The following is a 20,689-nucleotide window of genomic DNA, read 5'->3' on the forward strand; positions in this document are numbered from 1 at the left end:
TTGTAATTTGGTTAGCATAAATCTTTATCTTATCACTTTTCTATAATATCAAGATGAACAGGTCCGTTGAACAAAGACGGGCCGAACTGAGCGAATTGACCACTCTGTACCGCACCAATAAAATAAAAATCATAAACACCGCTATAAGTTACATCATCAATTGTAACTGTATATGTTCCTTGGGGTATATCGTAAATCACACCCGAATCAGACACCTGATAAGTTACCCAGGTACCAGTCACACTACTTAAAAAGCCTATCTCGAATACTTTACCATACGGTAGTGGACCATAGCTCAATGTAAACGTTGGTATACAAGTCCCGTTACTGTTTGCGTAATTCTGGCCATCTGCAAGAATTTCATCATAAGCTTTTCGATTGGCATCTTCCTGGCTTATTGTTGACATATACTTATCAGCCGGAACAGTGACATCTACCGAACTGCCAGTTTGTCCAGGTGGGCAGTTATTTTTTGTTACGGATTGAGAAACCGCGATATTATAGTAAATAGGGGTTGAAGGAACTAAATAATTATAAGTATAATTTTTTAGGATATTCTGGTTGTTGTCCTTGATATTCTGCAAGCGATTGAACATATCATACTCATAATAAGTTGTCATGCCTTTTGCATCAGTTTCACTATACAGACCTAACATTGGCAAGTAGATATAGGTGTTAATCTGCGCATCAGGCAGGTTTGTTCTTAATGGCAGTAAAAAGGCATTTACTGCGGAAGGTGATGGATTGGCTATTTCCCTAAATGCGTCTACATTTGTCTGACCACCCAATGCAGCTATGACAGCACTTAATTCCGCATTCTTAACTTCTGCAATTGGATAATGGCCCTTATAACCCCACAAATAATTTGTCTTTATTCCGGCGAAATTAGAGGAGGAAAGAATATTTCCATTTAAATCATAACCATGATATTGAACCTTGGTTTCATTCAACTGGCTGACAGAATTGTAATTTTCCAGACTCAGAGGTTTATATATATTAGAATAAGGCTGATAAAAGTTGGTTTTAGTGACTTTTGTTAATTCGCCACCTATTAATTCTTTTTCCTCTATAACCGGGCTTAGTAGATTTTTATTGAACATGCTTTGATAAATACCTGTTGGATCATTTAGGTTTTGGACCATTTCCGATGGATAGCTCAATTGCTTTTCGGTCACTATACCATCACTGCCAACGGTAGTTATACGTGTAGGCTGAACATGTGCCGAACTCTCATAAAAAAAATTACTTTCAGTCTCAATATTGCCATTTGTAGTTATATCCGTTTCCCGTTTCTTCTTTAACAATAGATATTGCTTCAGGAATGAATAAGCACTAACGATAAAATTCTTTGTATTCTGATTGATGTTAATATTATTGGTAAGGCTTTTTAAACCTTTTACCTCAGCTTCTTTTATTCTTGTATATTCGTAATTACTCTCTTTAACTTTAAGATTATTGCTATTGTAGTATTTTTCTGATAAGATCTTGCCCCTCAAACTCATCTGAGAAATGTTAGGTAACAATGTAGTATAGTTATATGCTGCACTCTGATTTTGATTGGAGTGAGTAAACGTGGAGGTAGAGTCTGTGTATAGGTCGTAATTAGTAAACTGATATTCTATTTTTGATCCGTCCAGACTTTTCTTAATGACTTTTGAGTATCCAACATGGCTATTAAAAATATCTAAGTTATTGTTGTAGCTTTTAGAAGTTGTCCGCCTGACTTCTGCAATACAAGGCGCTGGAAAGCCTGCTATTGTCCCATAGCCTAAAGTATAGTAAATGACAGTTTGATAATCAATTTGCCCTGTTTGCACGCGGCCATATGACTGGTTGGTAAGGGTATCCCTGTAAATGTAGCTTTCAGAACTACTGAGAATTCCCTGATCTTCATGAACGATTTTGGATACATGAAGTCCCCCCCTGTTAATGTTGTTTGTACCATCAAAATATTCATTAAGGCCATACTCAAATTTTGTTAATCCACCATATTCATTTTCTATGCTAATAAGATTATTTATTCGGGTCCTTGCCAAATTAGGAACCTTATCTGCTACAGGATAAAATGGAGTTCCAGCACTGTTATTATTATAATACCCCCAATGGTCAAAACTATTGGAATTTCTATTAGGCGAACTGTAACTTTCATCGTAATAAAATCTTGCTAGTTTAAGCGCTTTGGCACCTGAAGATATTTGATCGACACCCGAAAGTTTCAATTTTCTTTCTCCGGATGAAGAGAAAAAATAATCATTATGCAATCTTATTTTATTTACCAAAAGATCGCTACTATCATAAAGTTCAATAAAATCAAGTTTTTTTTCGTTGATAATATCCAATCTGGAAGAATATACAAATTTGACCTGTTCAAGATCGTTATATATTCTCTTTAGTATTAATTTGTTCAATATAGTTATCACATTGTTTTCAAAGCTTTCAGTAGGATTAACATTAAAAGAACAAACGGTAGTTATCACATTGGTTACTTGTGACCTGACGGAATTATAATACAACTGATTTATCTGCCCGATATTTTCATATTCAAACTTCAGTTTTTCATTTGTGTTGGGCGTTGTAACCTCTATCAAATTCCATGTTGAAGTATATTCCTGGCTTGTTGATTGATGAGAAAATTTAGTTTGTATAATCTCTGTTCCTGTTGATGTACCTAACTTATATTCAAACCCGTTGATATCCTGTATAATCCATGCACCATTAATTTTATCATAATTTTGAGAATTATTACCAAAGGGGTTTGATACGATCTTAAAATCGTTATTGTTTAGTATCAGCGGTGTACCATTTGTACTCAAGACAAAGTAGAAAGATCCTGAAGGCAAATTCACATAAAATAAATCCGGTTCAATATCCCAATCACCTATATACCCCTTATTTAAAGTGTTATAGTCATAGTATGTAACATTATCACCAATATGGTTGGTACCACAATACCCATTTGCGTGTTCGTCTGGTAACCCCCTGACAGTTCTGGACACATATCCTCCACCTGACAAATTCCAACCAAGGCCTATTGATGAAGAATAATCTTCTACCTTTTGCCCTTTCCCATCATAAAAAATCGAAATCTTATGTTCTGTCTTTCCCAAATCGATTTCTGTCAAAGGAATTGAGACATTTAACGCACCGGTATACAAGTCAACAGAATTATCGAGTGCAACCTTAGCATACGAACTGTTCGAAGATGGGTGATAACCCGATTTGGTTTCAAATTGGCTTTTAGATATTGTAGGATAAGATATCAATCCAATCAAGAAAAAATAGAGTTGGTAATTAATCGTTTTTTTCATCGCTTATAGAATTAATCCATTGGTATTTTGGCTAATAAAAGTTTAAAAGGATTTAATAAAGTATTTTTATTTAAGAGCACCTCTATTTCAGATGAAGAGTAATGTGATCCGTAAATTAGAAGTTCCAGTAAACTCCCCCACAGGGATATTGTCATATTTGTTAAATGAATTAGACTCGGGAGACTTCGGAATATTTTTGATTATAAATGATATTTTGGGGTTACTAAATGTGCTATAAACCAGATTTAGAAGAACTACTAAAAATAAATACTTTCTCATGATAACTTTAATTAAATAAAACAACTACAACAGTCGCTTCAATATTAAAAAAGCAAAGGGCAACCAGTTTGTCCTTTGCTTTTTTTTGAAAATAATTTTGAAATAATTTTTTCTGCATTGAAAAACCCACTCTAAACACAAAAAAACCGAGCTTTAATCCCCAACTTTTACTCTCCCAAACCATATTTCACAAAAAGACCGGGGCAGTTTTTTGTCCCCGGTCAAAATTTTTCTTCCTGAAAATTGCTTTTGTTACTTTCCCTTTTAAAGCGCCAGCGATAAATAGGCCACCTGCTTAAACAGGTCTGGTAAAAAATACCAGCCCAAAATCAAGGGCGGAAAGTATTTCTTCAAGGCTTCATCGATGGCTTCTGTAACAATTTCCTTGTTACTGGCCCGGAACTTAAAATCACATCGCCCTTTCTGCGTATAAATGTAACTTTGCTTGGCATTGTCGAACCATATAGGGGCTTCGCAATCCTGTCTCATTTTTTTGATGATGTACTTTACTTGTCTTGGAGAGATGGCCAGTTTTTCGGCAAGGGTATCAACCGGACCTGTACTTTTTAGGCATATGAGGTCATTTAGCCTTTGATAGAGTGTTAAATTCATCTGAGAGTAATTTAGTTTTTTAAATGGTTGGTTTATTTGGCAACGATTATGAGCGCGTAGTTAAATACATTTTTCTGGAAATTATAAGACTTGATACGAAATGCAGGCTGGAAGGGACGGAAAGCCTTCCCGACGGTACGAAAAGAAACATGAACCAAAAGTGAATGGTATATATTTAGAGTTAACTTTTAACTGCACATTCTCTATTAAGTAAATAATGACGTACAGATGTATCATAATTGACGACGAGCCCCACTTTACAGAACTGCTGGAAGACTATATCGCTTCGCTACCCCAACTGGAACTGATCAAAACATTTCATAACCCGGCCAGGGCAATGCTGGAAATAACAAATGAAGATTTGGCAGATATTATTTTTCTGGACATCAATATGCCCCACATGAGCGGTATTGAGCTGGCCCCATATTTTAAAGAAAAATGCAGGTTCCTGATATTTGTAACTGCACACTCCCAATACGCGGTCAATGCATTTGAGCTGGAAGCCGATGATTTTTTACACAAGCCCTTCAGGATACAACGGCTTGAACAGGCAATTAAAAGAATAGCCCGGAAAAAAACACCTATGGTATTGGAGCCGCAGCTGCCTGAGGCTTTCTTTGTCAGAATTTCCAGTAATTCCGTTAAATACCGGAAGTTTGTGTACAGCGAAATTGTTGCTTTTGAAAGCGATAAAAACAACATCATCATTTATACGCCCTACGATAGCCACAGGGTTCACCTGGGCTTAAATGACGTGGAGCATAAACTAAACGGAAGAACTGATTTTATAAAAGTACACCGCTCGTTCATCATTTCGAAGGATTACATCCAGGAGGTGGAACACAATACGGTTACCATGAAAGAGAGCCGGATTAAAGTGAGCATAGGAAAAAATTACAAAGAGGCTTTTCTGGCGTATATGGAAAACCACAAGTTTTAAGCGGCACCACCTTTTACCACCTGATCAAAGCACTGGCCCAGGTAAAGCCAGAGCCGAATGCCGCGAGGCAAACCAAGTCGCCATCCATAATTTTTCCGGCTTCCCAGGCCTCGCAAAGCGCGATGGGAACTGAAGCCGCTGTGGTATTTCCATATTTCTGGATGTTGTTAAAAACCTGGTCATCAGACAGCCCCAACAGTTGCTGCACATACTGGCTGATGCGCAGATTGGCCTGGTGCGGCACCAGCAGGTCAATATCAGCTGCGGTCAAATTATTGGCAGCTAAGGCTTCATTGATCACCTCAGGAAATTTAACCACGGCCTTTTTAAATACGGCCGGGCCATCCATATAAGGGAGCGCTGCGCCACCTTCCAGCTGTTCTTTGGTTAAAAAAAGCCCCCCAAGTTCCTGATCGGGATAACCGGGCATGTCTTTGAGCCATTTATTGGCATGTGCGCCCGGGTAATACATGGCCAGCAGTTCTGCATCTGCGCCATCGCTGTGCAAATGAGTACTTAAAATTCCCTGCCCTTCCCGCTGTGCAGGCTGCAGCACCACAGCACCCGCTCCATCACCAAATATCACAGAAACATTGCGGCTGCGGGTTTCAAAGTCCATGGCAAAAGAATGCTTTTCGCTGCCAACCACCAGGATATTCTTATACATACCTGTTTTTATGAACTGATCGGCAATGGAAAGTGCGTATACAAAGCCCGAGCATTGGTTCCGGATGTCGAGCGCACCAATTTCTTTCATTTTCATTTCCCGCTGCAGCAACACCCCGCAGCCCGGGAAATAATAATCGGGGCTAAGGGTGGCAAAAATGATAAAATCAACATCCTGAGCAGTAATGCCCGCCCTTTCTATGGCAATTTTTGCGGCTGCCACCCCCATGGTGGTGGTGGTCTCTTCCAGCCTGTCGGCAAACCTGCGTTCCTTAATTCCGGTACGTTCCTGTATCCATTCATCACTCGTGTCCATAAACCGCGACAGGTCCTGATTGGTATAAACATTCCTGGGCACATAATATCCTATTCCGGCAATCTTTGAACGCTGCATCATATCTGGCTTTGTGATTAATTTTAAGCAAAAATAACTTTAACTGCAACATTATTTTGAAATTAGCTTATTTTTGTAAGATGTCAACAGAAACAAAAGAAGAAACATTTACATTAGAAGAAATACTCACTTCATTAAAAACCGTTCACCGTTTGATACTTTGGAATGATGATGTAAATACTTTTGATCATGTGATCCACTGCATGATGAAATATCTGGACTATTCTGAACACCAGGCAGAAAAAATCGCATGGGAAGTACACAATAAAGGCAAATGTGCTGTACTGGAAGGCTCCTTTACGGAAATGGAGGTTTACCGGAAAATTTTACAGCAGGAAGGTCTTACCGTTTCTGTCGATTAAGCCGGAAACTCCGCTTAGCCTGTAATAAAATAGTTACGCCACGTTTTTTAAACTTCCTAGTCGTTTATTTGTCCAACCTTAACACACACAAATAGACCTTATTTAATGATTACCAACTTTTACAAAGTTCTGCTTTTTACGCTTGCCATTTGTACTACCGCTGTAACACTTCATGCACAATCCACTAATGAGGGTAAAATAACCGCTAAGGTTGTGGATGCCCAGACCAATGAGACCATTCCTTTTGCTTCTGCAATGATCATCAACAGAAAGACTAAAGCTGTGGTGAAGGGCATGCAGACCGATGCCAATGGAAACCTGAACATGTCTGCTTTGCCTAAAGGTGTTTTCACTTTTAAAGTAAGCTATGTGGGTTATCAGACGATGGTAAGAGATTCCGTTTCTATTTCTGATGCGCAAAAAACCGTTCAGCTGGGTACCATTAAAATGAAACCTGCCAAAGGTACGGCCTTAAAGGAAGTAGCCATTACTGCCCAAAAAGCTACCATGCAGCTGGGCATCGATAAAAAAGTTTTCTCCGTTGACCAAAGTCTGGTAAGTGAAGGCGGATCGGCCTCAGACCTGCTGCAAAATGTACCTTCTGTTCAGTCGGATATTGACGGGAACGTCAGCTTAAGGGGTTCTGCAGGCGTTAAAGTATTGATTGATGGCAAACCTTCGATGATCGCCGGTGGCAATGTTGCGCAGATCCTGCAATCTATACCGGCCAGCTCTATTGAAAGCGTAGAACTGATCACCAATCCTTCTGCAAAATACGATGCGGAAGGGCAATCGGGCATCATCAATATCGTGTTAAAGAAGAATAAAAAGCTGGGCTTGAATGGCTCAGTAGCACTTACGGCTGGTAACCGCGACAACTACAATGCAAATACCAGCCTAAGCTTCCAGAACAGCAAAGTAAACATTTATGGAAACTACAGCTACCGCTATGGAAACCGCCTGGGTGGCGGCTACAGCAATATCCAGTATTTAAACCCCAGCTTCCCTACTGCTTTTGCCAATCAAAGCACAGATTCAAAATCACTGGATAAGGGCCATAATTTTAAAGCGGGGCTTGATTATTACCTTGCCCCAAAAAGCATCCTCAGTTTTACCGGCGGCTTTAACATCCGCGATAACGACAGGAATGAGTTTTTAAATATTGATAAACTGAATACTTCAAAAAACCCACTGGAGCTGAGCAGGAGAAACAATTCCAACTCAGGCTCGGGCGGCAGTTACGACCTTAGCCTCGATTTTGTGCAGAAATTTAAAAAGCCAAAGGAAGAGCTTACTTTTAATTTCAGCTTTTCAGACGGAACGAACGACAATTACCAGAACTACCTGACCGACATTTACAACATCAACGGGTCGGAGGTAAGCACCTTGCCTGCCATCCAGATCAACGATGGAAAAGGCAACAGCAGAAGTTATAACGTCCAGACGGACTATACCCTCCCGGTAGGCAAAAACGGTAAAATTGAAAGCGGTTACCGCAGCCAGATCCGTTATTCTGACAACAATACCTTTTCTACCAATTTCAACAACCTGAGCGGGGAATACGACGTTAACTTTGCTTTGACCAACGAGTTTAACAGCAAAGACCAGGTGCATGCCTTATACCTGAACTACCAGAACCAGGTTAAAAATTTTGGTTACCAGGTAGGCCTGAGGGCCGAAGATGCCACACTGGACACCCGGCTGGGCAGGTATGACAACAGCGGGCAGCTGACCTATGTTCCGGGAAAGGTAGAATATACAAGGTTGTATCCAAGTATTTTCCTTACCCAGAAACTGAATGCAGAGCAACAGCTCCAGCTGAGTTACAGCCGCCGGGTAAACAGGCCACGGGGCTGGGACACCAATCCTTTCTTAGACGTATCGGATCCATTGATCTACCGCCAGGGTAATCCCAATCTAAAACCGGAAGATGTACATGCTTACGAGTTAAGTTACAGCAAGTACTGGAAAAAGATCACCTTCATTTCTACAGCCTATATGCGCCAGACCAATGATGTGATCCAAAGGATCAGGACAGAGGCTGATGAAAACGGGATCACCATCGTTACCCCACAAAACTTAACCCGCGAGATATCCAGCGGTCTGGAGCTGATCGGCCGCTTCGACCTATCCAAAGCCTGGAACTTCACAGGAAACGTAAACTTATACCAGCGAAAACTTGATGGCGTACCCGAGTACGGCATAGTAGACAATTCCGGGTTCAGCTGGAATGCCAACCTGACCAACAACTTTGTGCTCCCATACAACATCACCCTGCAGGTAAAAGGCGATTACCGTTCCCGGGAAATCATGGCGCAGGGCAAAAGAAACGCCATGTACGTCATCGATGCGGGAGCCCGGTACGACTTTAAGAACAAAAAGTCATCCTTAAGCCTGAATGTGAGAGATGTATTTAACACCCGCCAGTGGAGCATGACCACCGGCGCCAATAATGCCATTACCGATTTCAGACGCTACATGCAGGGTACAATGGCCAGTTTAACTTATGCTTACCGTTTTGGTAAAAATGATTTTAACTTTAAAAAGACCAAAAAATCTGATCAGCAGGAAATGCGCTCAGATGAAGAATCCTTTTAGCAAACCCTAAGCCTGAGCAAACCTTGAAAAAGTATCTGTTTTTAATTATTGGTTTCCTGTTCAATCTTGCTGCTGTCAGCGGATATACTGCTGTCGACAAAGGAGTGATCACGGGTAAGGTTGTGGAAGAAGTAGGGGCACTGCCCATACCCTCGGCCGTGGTAGCGGTTTATGAAACCGGCTCTGAACGCCCTTTTGTAACCACTGCTACCGATGAGAACGGGTTCTTTAAATTCGAAGCATTAAAATACGGCACCTATAAAGTGAAGGTCAGTTTTGTTGGCTTTGCCAGCCTGAGCGTAAATGAGGTTATCCTTACGGAAAAGAATGCGGAGCGCAACCTGGGCACCCTGAAACTGGGCAGCGACCAAAATAACCTGAGCGAGGTAACCATTACTGCAGAAAAGCCGGTAATTGAATTTGCAGCAGACCAGATCACCTATAACGTAGACAAATCTATCCTGGCCGAAGGGAGCACGGCTACGGATATCCTCAAAAATGTGCCGATGGTGCAGGTGGATATTGATGGCAATGCCACCATTTCAGGGAAACGCTCTACCCGGATCTTCATCGACGGCAAGCCATCGGACTATATGACCTCTAACATTGCCGACCTGTTAAATGTACTGCCCTCCGATGCGATAGAAAAAATAGAGGTCATGACCAATCCGCCTGCCAGGTATTCGGGAGACGGGGAAGGCATCATCAACATTGTGATGAAGAAAGGTTTTGCCATCGGTTTTAATGGCAATGCCGGGATAACCGCGGGTTTACAGGGCAATACCAATATGAATACCAATGCGGCTTACCGCAGTAAAAACTATTCATTAACCGGGGGTGCTGCCTACAGGAGCAATATTGGCAGGAGCACCTCGCATTCTTACCGCGAAAACTTTGACCTGGTAAAAGACACCACCTTCTATTACGACAACTACAGCAACAGTAAAAGTAACAACAACGGTGGAAACTTCAGGGCCGGGCTGGACTGGGACATCAGCCCCCAGCAAAACCTGCGGGTAAGCACCAATTTTAATACGAATGAGAACAGCAGCAGGGCCGGTACGGATTTTAACTTCTTAAGTGAAGAACTTGCGCTAAGACGTGTACGTAACCAGCTTAGCACCAGCGGGGGGAACAGCCATAATTTTGTTTTTAATACAGATTATAGCCTGAAAGCAACAGAAAGCGGGGCAAAACTGAGCCTGGGCCTTACCTATAACAACAGTGCCAATGATTACCTGAGGTTACTGGACCAGCATTATACCCTGCCGGTTACCGCCAGACCTTCGCTGCGCGAAAATACGACGGGTATCGGCAACGAAGGCCTGACCATTAACCTGGATTATGACCGGCCGGTGTTTAAAAAGCGTGACCAGCTGGAGGCCGGCCTGATGTACAATTACCGCAAAAACAACAACGACATGCTGGTCCGGGATTTTGATTTCGATGCCCAGCAATATGAAATTGCGGAGAAGCTGAGCAATGAGTTTTTATACAATGAACGCATACTTGCGGGGTATGCTTCATACAATTACAGGGCTAAAGCTATTGGTGTTAAAACCGGCCTCCGGGCAGAGTTAACCGACATGGATTTTGACCTTTCTACAGGGGACAGTTACAACATCAAACCCTATCTGAGCTTGTTCCCTACGATCGCCATCAACCGCTTTTTCAAAAAAAGATACAACATCGGGGCAACCTATAGTGTAAGGATCAACCGCCCGAGGGAGAACACCTTAAACCCGCAGATCAATGACAATGATACCCTGAATGTATCCTATGGTAATCCTGACCTTATTCCCGCGTATACCCATCAGATGGACATCAGTTTTGGTGCCTTTGGCGAAAAATGGTCTTTTACACCCCGCCTGTCCTATTCAACCAGCAGCGGCGTAATCGAGCGTTACCGGGCTGTGAGCGTGGTAAACGGGGTGGCAAAATCAGAAACGACCTATTATAATGTGGGCTCCAATGACATTTTTGGCCTGGTCCTGATCGGTAATTACCGGCCAAACAAAAAGCTTTCTACCAACGCTAACCTTACCCTTACCCAAAGCAATTATAAATCCGCTTTAAACTCCGCCCTGAACAGGAAGGGCCTGAGCCTGCGCAGTGCCTTTGGCCTGTCCATGCAGCTTCCTTTAAAAACAGCCTTTGAAGCGAATGTAAACTATGCCAACGATGTAAACGCGCAGGGCAGGACCAAAGGTTCCATCACCAGCAGCATGGCGGCAAGGAAAATGTTCCTTAAAAACAGGCTGTATGCCCGGGTCAGCATTAGCGATCCCTTTGGAAAACGGAACTATACCCTGTTTAGCGAGGGCAGTAATTTCAGGCTGCAGAGCTACTCGGCCAACAATACCAGCAATGTCAGTTTAAGCCTCAATTACCGCTTTACAAAAATTAGAAAAGTGCCGCCTCCGCCTAAAGCGAATTAGCAGTGCTAAAACCAGAATTTTGTATATTGCGGCCATGGAAAACAGCAATCCCTGGGTAACAATAGACAGCCGTAAAATTTACGAGAACAACTGGATCGGGTTAACAGAGCACAATGTGATCAACCCTTCTGGCGGCAAAGGCATTTATGGTGAGGTACATTTTAAAAACTATGCCATTGGCATTATGGTACTGGACGAGGACCACAATACCTGGCTGGTAGGCCAGTACCGCTTTCCTTTAAAAGCCTATAGCTGGGAAATTCCTGAGGGCGGCGGTCCGCTGGAATCAGATCCGCTGGAAAGTGCGCAGCGCGAACTGATAGAAGAGACCGGATTGCGTGCCGGCGAATGGATAGAGATCCAGCGCATGCACCTGTCCAATTCTGTAAGCAATGAACTGGCCATCATTTACATAGCCAGGGCTTTAAGCCAGGGGGAGTCTGCTCCTGAAGAAACCGAACAGCTCAGCATCCGCAAGCTTCCTTTTGAAGAAGCCTATCAAATGGTGGTAAACGGGGAAATCACCGATAGCATCAGCGTTGCGGCCATTTTAAAAACCAAAATATTAATTCAGGAGGGTCATTTATAATTCGCTATGAATAAATTTTTAGGCTATATTTTCAGCCCTTTCTTTTATATTTTCTTTGGCCTGATCCTGATCATTTTTCATCCCATACAATGGATCTGCTACCGATTTTTTGGCTATCAGGCACACAAGGTCTCTGTGGATGCACTTAACTTTTTCCTCACCTACAGCGACCTCCTGCTGGGCTCTTCCATTACCTTTGTAAACCAGCAGAAACTGCCCCTGGGTCAGCCCATTATCTTTGTGGCCAACCACCAGAGCATGTACGACATTCCCGGACTGATCTGGTTCCTCCGGAAATACCATGTAAAGTTCATCTCAAAAATAGAACTGACAAAGGGCATACCCTCCATTTCTTACAACCTGAAATATGGTGGCGGGGCCAATATAGACCGTAAAGACAGTAAACAAGCAGTTTCAGAGCTGATCAAGCTGGGCCGCAGAATGAAAGAAAACAACTGGTCGGCTATGATCTTTGCCGAAGGTACCCGTGCAAAAGACGGACAGATGAAAACTTTCCAGGTTGGCGGCATTGCTACCCTCTTAAAAATTGTTCCCCATGCCCTGGTGGTGCCTGTAGCCATAGAAAACTCCTGGAAACTGGTACAATACGGCGCCTATCCGCTGAGTTTTGGTGAAAAGCTGCGCTGGACGGTACTCCGGCCCCTGGATACTTCCGGCAAAAATCCGGAAGAAATTGTGCTTGACGCCGAAAACGCGATCAGGGTTAAGCTAAACCAGGTAAAAGCTGAAGTAAAGCAGCCTTAAATATTCTTGTTGTCGATGTGCCTGAAAAATTCCTCCCTGTAAGTATCCCCAACCGGAATAATCTTATCGCCTATCGAAATCCGGCTGCGTTCAATGCTTTCAATTTTGTCGAGGGAAATGATGTAAGATTTATGCACCCGGATGAACTGACCCTTAGGCAGGGTCTCGTCCATTTTTTTCATGTTCTGTAAAGTGATCACCCGTTCGGTTTTGGTGAAAATGGAAATGTAATCTTTCAGCCCTTCTATATAAAGGATATCATCCAGTTCAATCTTTTGAATTTTATGTTCCGTTTTTACAAAAATAAAATCCTGCATGGGCTTAGCTGCTGCAGCGGGGGGCGATAAAAATGACTGAACCGGGGGCTGTTCTGCTGGTTTTGCAGCCTGTAGCTGGTTGTGCACCTTCTCTACCGCCTTATAGAACCGGTCAAAGGCAATGGGCTTTAACAAATAGTCTGAAACATTCAGGTCATAGCTCTCTAATGCATACTGAGAGTACGCCGTGGTAAAAATATAACTGGACTTGCCATTTGCAATCTTCAAAAACTGGATGCCTGTCAATTCAGGCATCTGTATATCCAGAAAAACGAGGTCAATCCCACCGGCCTGTACCATTTGCAGGGCCTCTATCGCATTTTCCGTACGTTTGATCAGCTCCAGAAAAGGTACTTTAGAAATATAATCTTCTATTATGTCCAATGCCAGGGGCTCATCATCAACTGCAATACACTTTAACTTTGTCATATATCTAGCATTAATTCACTGGTATAATGAGTAGCCGAATTTACGATATTTAATTTATATCGTTCCGGATAAAGCAACTGCAATCTCCGTTCAACGTTGTTTAAGCCCACACCACCCATCTGGTCTTTATTGTGTTTATTCTTTTTATTGGTAATACTGAAATGCAGGATTTTTTGGTTCGCGATGATATTGATGCGAATGGGATCCTTGGGATCGTTGGCCACGCCATGCTTAAAAGCATTCTCCACAAAAGAGATCAAAATCAGGGGTACCACCGGCTGATCGTCAATTTCACCGTTAATCGTGAACTCTACCGCTGCGCCGTCTTTAAATCTCAGCTTCTGCAGCTCTATAAAGCTCTGTACATAGGCAATCTCCTTGCTTAAGGATACCCAGCTGTCGTTACTCTCATAGATCATGTAGCGCATGATCTCGGAAAGTTTCAAGATCGCATCTGCTGTTTTATCTGATTTCTGGTAAGCCAGCGAGTAAATGTTGTTTAAGGAGTTGAACAGAAAGTGCGGGTTTAACTGTGATTTCAAAAACTGCAGCTCCATATCGCGCTTTTCGCTCAGCAGGTCACGTTGTATCCGCTCGGTGCCAAACCAGTCTATCGCAAATTTTAACAGCGCACTCACCACCACAAAAAAACCTGATACAAAAATAGCGAACACCACATACTTTGTAATTTCTTCGTACGCGATCTTGCCGGAGTCCTGGCTGAAATCGGTTAAAAAGAAATCGCTGTTCAGGCTGGCCACCACCGTTTTGATGATCACCATTACCGCTATCAGCAAACAGATAGAAAGGATATACAGCCCGTATTTCTTCTTTTTCTTTACCAGGATGGGGATCAGCAGCGTATAGTTGATATAAAATATAGAAAGGTTAATGATGGCAAAATACCCGAGTTTAATGGCTACTTCGTACCTGGACGGTGTTTGGCTGCCGCTGAAAGTATCCCAAAGCAAAATGGAAAGTATGATCAACCAAAAAAAAAGATGTACAACTAAGGGGCCTCTGCTTTTCATTAATAATCATTTTGCTGTTCATTTTCGACCAACGGGCAATTTTCTTCTACGAAAAGCCCAAATTGTTCAATTATTCACAAAACTATTCATTTTAACTGTTTATCTAAGATAAAATGCAATTGGTCTAAAACATTTTAGCAGTATTTTAAAAATCATTCTATTTGTTTCATCAACGGAGCGTAGCAAACTCTGGAGAATTAAAATAAATATACTACTATGAAAGCGTTAGCCAATACATCGCCATTTTTATTGTTACTTGTACCTGTTTTTATCGTCATGCTATTGACCTTTGCTGCAGGCAGCACCGTAAAACAAAACGAAGAGCTGGCGGCAAAGTCAACAGCAACAAAAGGTACATTTATCAAAATATTGAACCCTTTTTCTAAGTAAGAAGGTTCAATGCGCGCTCCATGTTTGCCAGTTCATCTGGCAGACAGCAATCAAATCGAAATTTAGTTTAGTTAATAATAAATCTGGCGGTGGATGCCGCCATTTTTAATACCCTGAACTCCCGGCCTGGGCGACTCCATTACTATCCATTTTTTTTATAAAAATATTTTGAAAACTAAAATATTAGTTATAAGTTTATACTAAATCTTTAGTTATACCGGAAAATGCGCGTTAACCGGAATAATTATTGGATAAGATTGATTAGACCAAAATAACATGGACAGCAGTAACAACTGTCTCTTAAAAGGAAGAACGATGGAAATAAAAGATCTAACAAAAGCAGAAGAACAGCTCATGCAGATCATCTGGCAAATAGAAAAAGGCTTTGTTAAGGATGTAATGGATTTTCTGCCTGAGCCTAAACCGGCTTACAACACGGTATCTACCATTATCAGGATATTGGAAACCAAGGGTTTCATCGGGCATGAGGCCTTCGGAAAATCACACCAGTATTATCCCCTGATCAGCAAGGAAGATTACAAGCGCCATGCTACGGAAAAACTCCTGGACAATTACTTCGAAAACTCCGTAGAAAGTATGTTCTCCTTCTTTGTAAAGGAAGAAAAGCTGGACCTGAGCGACGTGGATGAAATCCTTAAAATGATCAATAAAATTAAAAACAGACCAAGATGAGCACCGCACATTACATCCTGCAGGTCAATATTTACCTAATCGTATTTTATGGCTGCTATAGGTTATTGTTAGCAAAAGAAACCTATTTCCTGCTCAACAGGATCTACCTGCTTGCTGCCGGCCTGCTTTCCCTGGCCATTCCCTTTTTAAGGTTTGGGTGGTTTACCACACAGCCGGCCGCCGAACCCCTGTATGTTGGGGTAGCACAGCTGAACAATTTCATGACCCAGGTGATTGTAGCACCCGAAAAGCCTGAAAACTACACCCTTGGCAAGCTCGTTGTATTCATTTACCTGGCGGGCGTTCTGTTCTTTATCGGAAAGCTTGGCTGGCAATTGATAACTGTAAGTAAGCTGCTGAAAAAAACAGCTCCCGGCACTGCCTTTTCTTTTTTTGCACAAAAAAGGATCGACAGCACGCTACCCGGGCTACCGACCATCCATAAGCATGAGGAAGTCCATATCCGTCAGTTGCACAGTGCCGATGTGCTGTTTTTTGAATTGCTGGGCATATTTGCCTGGTTTAACCCGGTGATCTATGGCTACAAGTATTCCCTGAAAAACATCCATGAATACCTGGCTGATGAAGCCGCAGCTAAATTTCAGGGTGATAAAAAACAATATGCCCTATTGCTGCTCAGCAGCGCATTTGGCATCCCTGCCAACACCCTTACCAATAGTTTTTTTAATAAATCGCTGTTAAAAAAGAGGATATTTATGCTCCATAAACAAAGATCCAGGAAAACAGCCATTTTAAAATATGGCATGTTTGTTCCTTTAATGGCAATTGCCCTGATCATGTCTTCGGCCACCATCCGGAATAATGTCCAGATCCAGCAGATCGCAGATGAGATCCCACTGAACCATCCCATCGCTGCAGTTAAAGAAGTAGTGAGTCCGGTGATCAGTGAGGCGGAAACTGTAAATGTGATTAAAAAAGTACCAAAAGCGATGCAGGTTGTACCGCCTACCAGAACAGCAGGGACCGCAGAAGAAGCCGACTGGCAAAAATTTTACAAGTTCATTAAAACATTTGTAAGATATCCTGCCGCGGCCCAGCGGCAAAAAATACAGGGCAGCACCATGATCAAATTTACCGTGGCAGAGGGCCAGCTCGAAAATATAGGTATCGCGGCAAAATTAGGTGGTGGATGTGATGCCGAAGCCATGAGAACCATTTCAACATTTCCTATGTATAGAAGCATAAAGGACGGGAATTACAGCATCAGGATCAAATTCATCCTCAGCGATACCAATACTCCTAAAATAAACGAAAATATAATGCCTCTAAAAGGATACGCTGCATTAAGTGACATTATGATCGTTGCTTACGGCGGCTCAGAAACTGAAAATGACGATAGGGTTTACGATTTCGTGTCAATCGATAAACAACCAGGCTTTCAGGGGGGAATGCAGAATTTCTACGAGTACCTGAAAAAAGCCGTCCGCTACCCTGCAGAAGCACAAAAAAACAACATCCAGGGTAACGTGTTTCTATCCTTTATTGTAGAAAAAGATGGTACCTTGAACGACATTAAAGTAGAAAGAAAACTGGGAGGGGGTACAGATGAAGAAGCCGTAAGGGTATTGAAAGAATCACCAAAATGGACGCCGGGTATGCAGAACGGCAAAGCTGTACGTGTTAAATACAATATCCCGATCAGTTTCAGGCTAAGCAATGGCCCAGCTCAAACCCCGGCAAGTGGTTCAATCGATAACAATAGCGGGATCATCTTCAGGGATGCCAATGGCGGCCAGATGAAATTTGGCGACAAGGCCACAAATGCACCGCTGGTTATAATTGATGGCAAAACACAGGACAAATCAGACCTTTCAGGCATAATGCCAGATCAAATTGAATCCATTAATGTGCTTAAAGATGCCAGGGCGACAGCAATATATGGGGCAAAGGGTTCTAACGGCGTCATTATCATTACAACAAAAGCAGGTAAATTCGACAAGACCCCGCCAAAAAACAAAAAAGCAAGCGAATAAAACAGCGCTCCATTACACAAAGAAACCCGGCCATAATGGCCGGGTTTCTTTGTGTAATCCCTTGTCTCGTTGTATAAAACTATTAAATATCTTCCTCAGATACAAATTTTGCAGAATAAAAATCTCTGTTCATGCGTGCAATGTTCTCTAAAGATATGCCTTTAGGGCATTCTGCCTCACAAGCTCCTGTGTTGGTACAATTACCAAAACCTTCGGCATCCATCTGCGCCACCATGCTCTGAACCCTGCGGTAGCGTTCCGGCTGTCCCTGAGGCAATTGTGCCAGCTGAGAAATCTTTGCAGAAACAAACAGCATCGCCGAAGCATTTTTACAAGTGGCCACACAGGCACCACAGCCAATACAGGCCGCAGCTTCGAAAGCCGAATCGGCCTGAACCTTAGGGATTGGCAGGTTGTTGGCATCCTGCGCATTTCCCGTATTTACCGAAATAAAGCCTCCTGCTGCGATAACCCGGTCAAAGGCCGACCTGTCTACCGTTAAATCTTTAATCACCGGAAAAGCCTTTGCCCTCCATGGCTCAACCACAATGGTATCCCCGTCTTTAAAAGAGCGCATGTGCAGCTGGCAGGTGGTAATCCCTTCTTTTGGCCCGTGCGGCCTGCCGTTGATGAACATGGAGCAGGCCCCACAAATCCCCTCTCTGCAATCGTGATCAAACACAACCGGCTCGTCGCCCTTAGAAATTAACTGTTCGTTCAATACATCAAACATTTCTAAGAAGGACATATCAGGAGAAATCTCCGATAGTTTATAATCCACCAAATTGCCTTTGGCTTTTGTATTTTTTTGACGCCAGATTTTCAGCGTTAAATTCATATTTCCTGTACTCATGATATTGAGATTTTAGTACTTAGCTATTATTTATAACTTCTTTGTGCAACCTTGATGTTTTCAAATTTCAGCTCTTCTTTATGCAGCTCAAATTTAACACCCTCTTTGAACTCCCATGCCGCAACGTAAGCATAGTTTTCATCGTCTCGCATGGCTTCGCCCTCTTCCGTCTGGTATTCTTCCCTGAAGTGACCTCCGCAAGATTCATTTCTGTTCAATGCATCGATACACATCAATTCTCCAAGTTCGATAAAGTCGGCCACACGACCTGCTTTTTCCAGCTCCGGATTGAACTCATTGGCTTCTCCCGGTACACGGACATCGCTCCAGAACTCCTTGCGCAGTTCCTGAATTTCAGCAATTGCTTCCGTTAAGCCTTTTGCATTACGCGCCATTCCGCATTTTTCCCACATGATCTTTCCTAATTTTTTATGGAAATGATCAACGGTCTTGGTTCCTTTAATTGCAAAAAACTTATCAATAATTCCTCTTGCACTAGCTTCTGCTTCTACAAAGGCCGGGTGGTCCTGAGGGATTGGTTTGGTGGCCAGCTCTTTAGACAAGTAAGCCCCAATAGTGTAAGGGATTACAAAGTAACCATCGGCCAAACCCTGCATCAAAGCAGAAGCTCCCAAACGGTTGGCACCATGATCAGAGAAGTTCGCCTCTCCCAAAGCATATAAGCCCGGAACGGTTGTCATTAAGTTATAATCTACCCACAAACCGCCCATGGTATAGTGAACTGCAGGATAAATACGCATTGGCAGTTCATAAGGATCTTCTCCGGTGATCTGTGCATACATATCAAACAGGTTACCATATTTTTCCTTGATCACCTCACGGCCTAAACGCATGCAGGTTTCCTTATCAGGATTATGGATATTCTGTACATTGGCCTCAATGCGGCCATAACGCTCGGTATTGGCTTTAAAGTCCAGGTAAACGGCTAGTTTAGAGTTACCTACACCGTAACCTGCATCGCAACGTTCTTTAGCGGCACGTGAAGCCACATCACGCGGCACCAGGTTACCGAAAGCAGGGTACCTGCGTTCTAAATAATAATCTCTTTCCTCTTCAGGAATCTCTGAAGCTTTACGGGTATCGTCTTTCTTTTTAGGCACCCAGATCCTGCCGTCATTACGCAAGGACTCAGACATCAGGGTTAATTTACTCTGGTGATCACCCGAAACCGGGATACAGGTGGGGTGAATTTGCGTATAGCAGGGATTACCAAAGAAAGCTCCTTTTTTGTGTGCTTTCCATGCAGCCGTTACGTTACTGCCCATTGCATTGGTAGAGAGGTAGAATACGTTTCCGTAGCCACCGCTGCAAAGCAACACTGCATGTCCTGAATGACGTTCCAATTCGCCGGTAAGCAGGTTACGGGCAATGATCCCACGTGCTTTACCATCCACAACTACAACTTCCAGCATTTCGTGACGGGTAAACATCTCCACTTTACCCATGCCTACCTGGCGCTCCAAAGCGCTGTAAGCACCCAGCAGCAATTGCTGACCGGTTTGTCCTGCAGCGTAGAATGTCCGCTGAACTTGTGTACCACCGAAAGAACGGTTGTCCAGCAAACCTCCGTATTCCCTGGCCAAAGGCACACCCTGGGCCACACACTGATCTATAATGTTTGCACTCACTTCAGCCAAACGATGTACGTTGGCTTCACGGGCGCGGTAATCACCACCTTTTATGGTATCATAAAATAAACGATAAGTACTGTCGCCATCATTCTGATAATTCTTTGCTGCGTTGATACCACCCTGAGCCGCGATAGAGTGCGCCCTTCTGGGTGAATCCTGGAAGCAAAAACATTTAACCTTATAACCCATTTCAGCAAGGGTAGCCGCTGCCGAAGCACCTGCCAGCCCCGAACCTACTACGATAATTTCTATGCTTCTTTTATTGGCCGGATTAACCAATGGCATAGAAGAACGTAATTTGGTCCACTTCTCTGTTAACTCTCCTTCAGGTATATGAGCATTTAATTCTGCCATGTTGTTTAAACTTTAAGATCAAAAA

16 protein-coding genes are annotated in these 20,689 nt (G+C 42.8%); 9 read left to right on the top strand and 7 right to left on the bottom strand.

What is annotated here, in order from left to right; genetic code table 11:
• Nucleotides 1-32: 32 nt before the first annotated feature.
• Together R2Q85_RS03350 and R2Q85_RS03355 are read right to left on the bottom strand one after the other, a co-directional pair.
• Nucleotides 33-3,308, bottom strand: a complete 3,276-nt coding sequence (locus R2Q85_RS03350; RefSeq protein WP_316810335.1) for a DUF5977 domain-containing protein — start codon at nucleotides 3,306-3,308, stop codon at nucleotides 33-35.
• A 543-nt stretch (nucleotides 3,309-3,851) separates the two neighbouring features.
• Entirely contained in the window at nucleotides 3,852-4,199 is a 348-nt protein-coding gene (locus tag R2Q85_RS03355; protein ID WP_316810336.1) for a helix-turn-helix domain-containing protein, read from the bottom strand.
• Nucleotides 4,200-4,416: 217 nt separating this feature from the next.
• Between R2Q85_RS03355 and R2Q85_RS03360 the strand changes: the two genes are divergently transcribed.
• Nucleotides 4,417-5,139 (top strand): LytTR family DNA-binding domain-containing protein, encoded by a 723-nt coding sequence (locus R2Q85_RS03360; RefSeq protein ID WP_316810337.1) that lies wholly within the window; start codon nucleotides 4,417-4,419, stop codon nucleotides 5,137-5,139.
• A gap of 13 nt (nucleotides 5,140-5,152) precedes the next feature.
• Here R2Q85_RS03360 and R2Q85_RS03365 read toward each other — a convergent pair whose 3' ends face one another.
• Nucleotides 5,153-6,202: a beta-ketoacyl-ACP synthase III gene (locus R2Q85_RS03365; protein WP_316810338.1), complete on the bottom strand. Its 1,050-nt coding sequence runs from the start codon at nucleotides 6,200-6,202 to the stop codon at nucleotides 5,153-5,155.
• Between the two features lie 77 nt (nucleotides 6,203-6,279).
• On the opposite strand from R2Q85_RS03365, the gene R2Q85_RS03370 reads away from it, so the two are divergent.
• From R2Q85_RS03370 to R2Q85_RS03390, 5 genes are all read left to right on the top strand, one after another.
• Nucleotides 6,280-6,561: an ATP-dependent Clp protease adaptor ClpS gene (locus R2Q85_RS03370; protein ID WP_136835944.1), complete on the top strand. Its 282-nt coding sequence runs from the start codon at nucleotides 6,280-6,282 to the stop codon at nucleotides 6,559-6,561.
• Nucleotides 6,562-6,666: 105 nt separating this feature from the next.
• Nucleotides 6,667-9,159 carry a TonB-dependent receptor domain-containing protein gene (locus R2Q85_RS03375; protein ID WP_316810339.1) on the top strand — a complete coding sequence of 831 codons (2,493 nt, stop codon included), beginning with the start codon at nucleotides 6,667-6,669 and terminating at the stop codon, nucleotides 9,157-9,159.
• A gap of 23 nt (nucleotides 9,160-9,182) precedes the next feature.
• Entirely contained in the window at nucleotides 9,183-11,597 is a 2,415-nt protein-coding gene (locus R2Q85_RS03380; RefSeq protein ID WP_316810340.1) for an outer membrane beta-barrel protein, read from the top strand.
• A gap of 34 nt (nucleotides 11,598-11,631) precedes the next feature.
• Nucleotides 11,632-12,186 (top strand): NUDIX hydrolase, encoded by a 555-nt coding sequence (locus R2Q85_RS03385; RefSeq protein ID WP_316810341.1) that lies wholly within the window; start codon nucleotides 11,632-11,634, stop codon nucleotides 12,184-12,186.
• A gap of 6 nt (nucleotides 12,187-12,192) precedes the next feature.
• A complete protein-coding gene (locus R2Q85_RS03390; RefSeq protein WP_316810342.1) occupies nucleotides 12,193-12,951 on the top strand; it encodes a lysophospholipid acyltransferase family protein in 759 nt (252 codons plus the stop codon).
• Here R2Q85_RS03390 and R2Q85_RS03395 read toward each other — a convergent pair.
• Nucleotides 12,948-13,697 (bottom strand): LytTR family DNA-binding domain-containing protein, encoded by a 750-nt coding sequence (locus R2Q85_RS03395; protein WP_316810343.1) that lies wholly within the window; start codon nucleotides 13,695-13,697, stop codon nucleotides 12,948-12,950. The genes R2Q85_RS03390 and R2Q85_RS03395 overlap by 4 nt on opposite strands.
• Nucleotides 13,694-14,728 carry a sensor histidine kinase gene (locus R2Q85_RS03400; protein WP_316810344.1) on the bottom strand — a complete coding sequence of 345 codons (1,035 nt, stop codon included), beginning with the start codon at nucleotides 14,726-14,728 and terminating at the stop codon, nucleotides 13,694-13,696. The genes R2Q85_RS03395 and R2Q85_RS03400 overlap by 4 nt, the downstream gene beginning before the upstream one ends.
• Before the next feature lie 216 nt (nucleotides 14,729-14,944).
• Here R2Q85_RS03400 and R2Q85_RS03405 point away from each other — a divergent pair, with 216 nt between their 5' ends.
• From R2Q85_RS03405 to R2Q85_RS03415, 3 genes are all read left to right on the top strand, one after another.
• Complete coding sequence (locus R2Q85_RS03405; RefSeq protein WP_316810345.1) at nucleotides 14,945-15,118, top strand: hypothetical protein; 174 nt, start codon at nucleotides 14,945-14,947, stop codon at nucleotides 15,116-15,118.
• Between the two features lie 315 nt (nucleotides 15,119-15,433).
• Entirely contained in the window at nucleotides 15,434-15,811 is a 378-nt protein-coding gene (locus tag R2Q85_RS03410) for a BlaI/MecI/CopY family transcriptional regulator (protein WP_316810346.1), read from the top strand.
• A complete protein-coding gene (locus R2Q85_RS03415; RefSeq protein WP_316810347.1) occupies nucleotides 15,808-17,805 on the top strand; it encodes a TonB family protein in 1,998 nt (665 codons plus the stop codon). The genes R2Q85_RS03410 and R2Q85_RS03415 overlap by 4 nt, the downstream gene beginning before the upstream one ends.
• 82 nt (nucleotides 17,806-17,887) lie before the next feature.
• Here the strand turns inward: R2Q85_RS03415 and R2Q85_RS03420 are convergent, their stop codons facing one another.
• Nucleotides 17,888-18,658, bottom strand: coding sequence for a succinate dehydrogenase/fumarate reductase iron-sulfur subunit (locus R2Q85_RS03420; RefSeq protein ID WP_316810348.1), 771 nt, complete (start codon nucleotides 18,656-18,658; stop codon nucleotides 17,888-17,890).
• 26 nt (nucleotides 18,659-18,684) lie between these two features.
• Entirely contained in the window at nucleotides 18,685-20,664 is a 1,980-nt protein-coding gene (locus tag R2Q85_RS03425) for a fumarate reductase/succinate dehydrogenase flavoprotein subunit (RefSeq protein ID WP_316810349.1), read from the bottom strand.
• Between the last annotated feature and the right edge of the window lie 25 nt (nucleotides 20,665-20,689).

Origin of the sequence: Pedobacter heparinus (genome assembly GCF_032678725.1) — a bacterium.
Classification (GTDB): domain Bacteria; phylum Bacteroidota; class Bacteroidia; order Sphingobacteriales; family Sphingobacteriaceae; genus Pedobacter; species Pedobacter heparinus_A.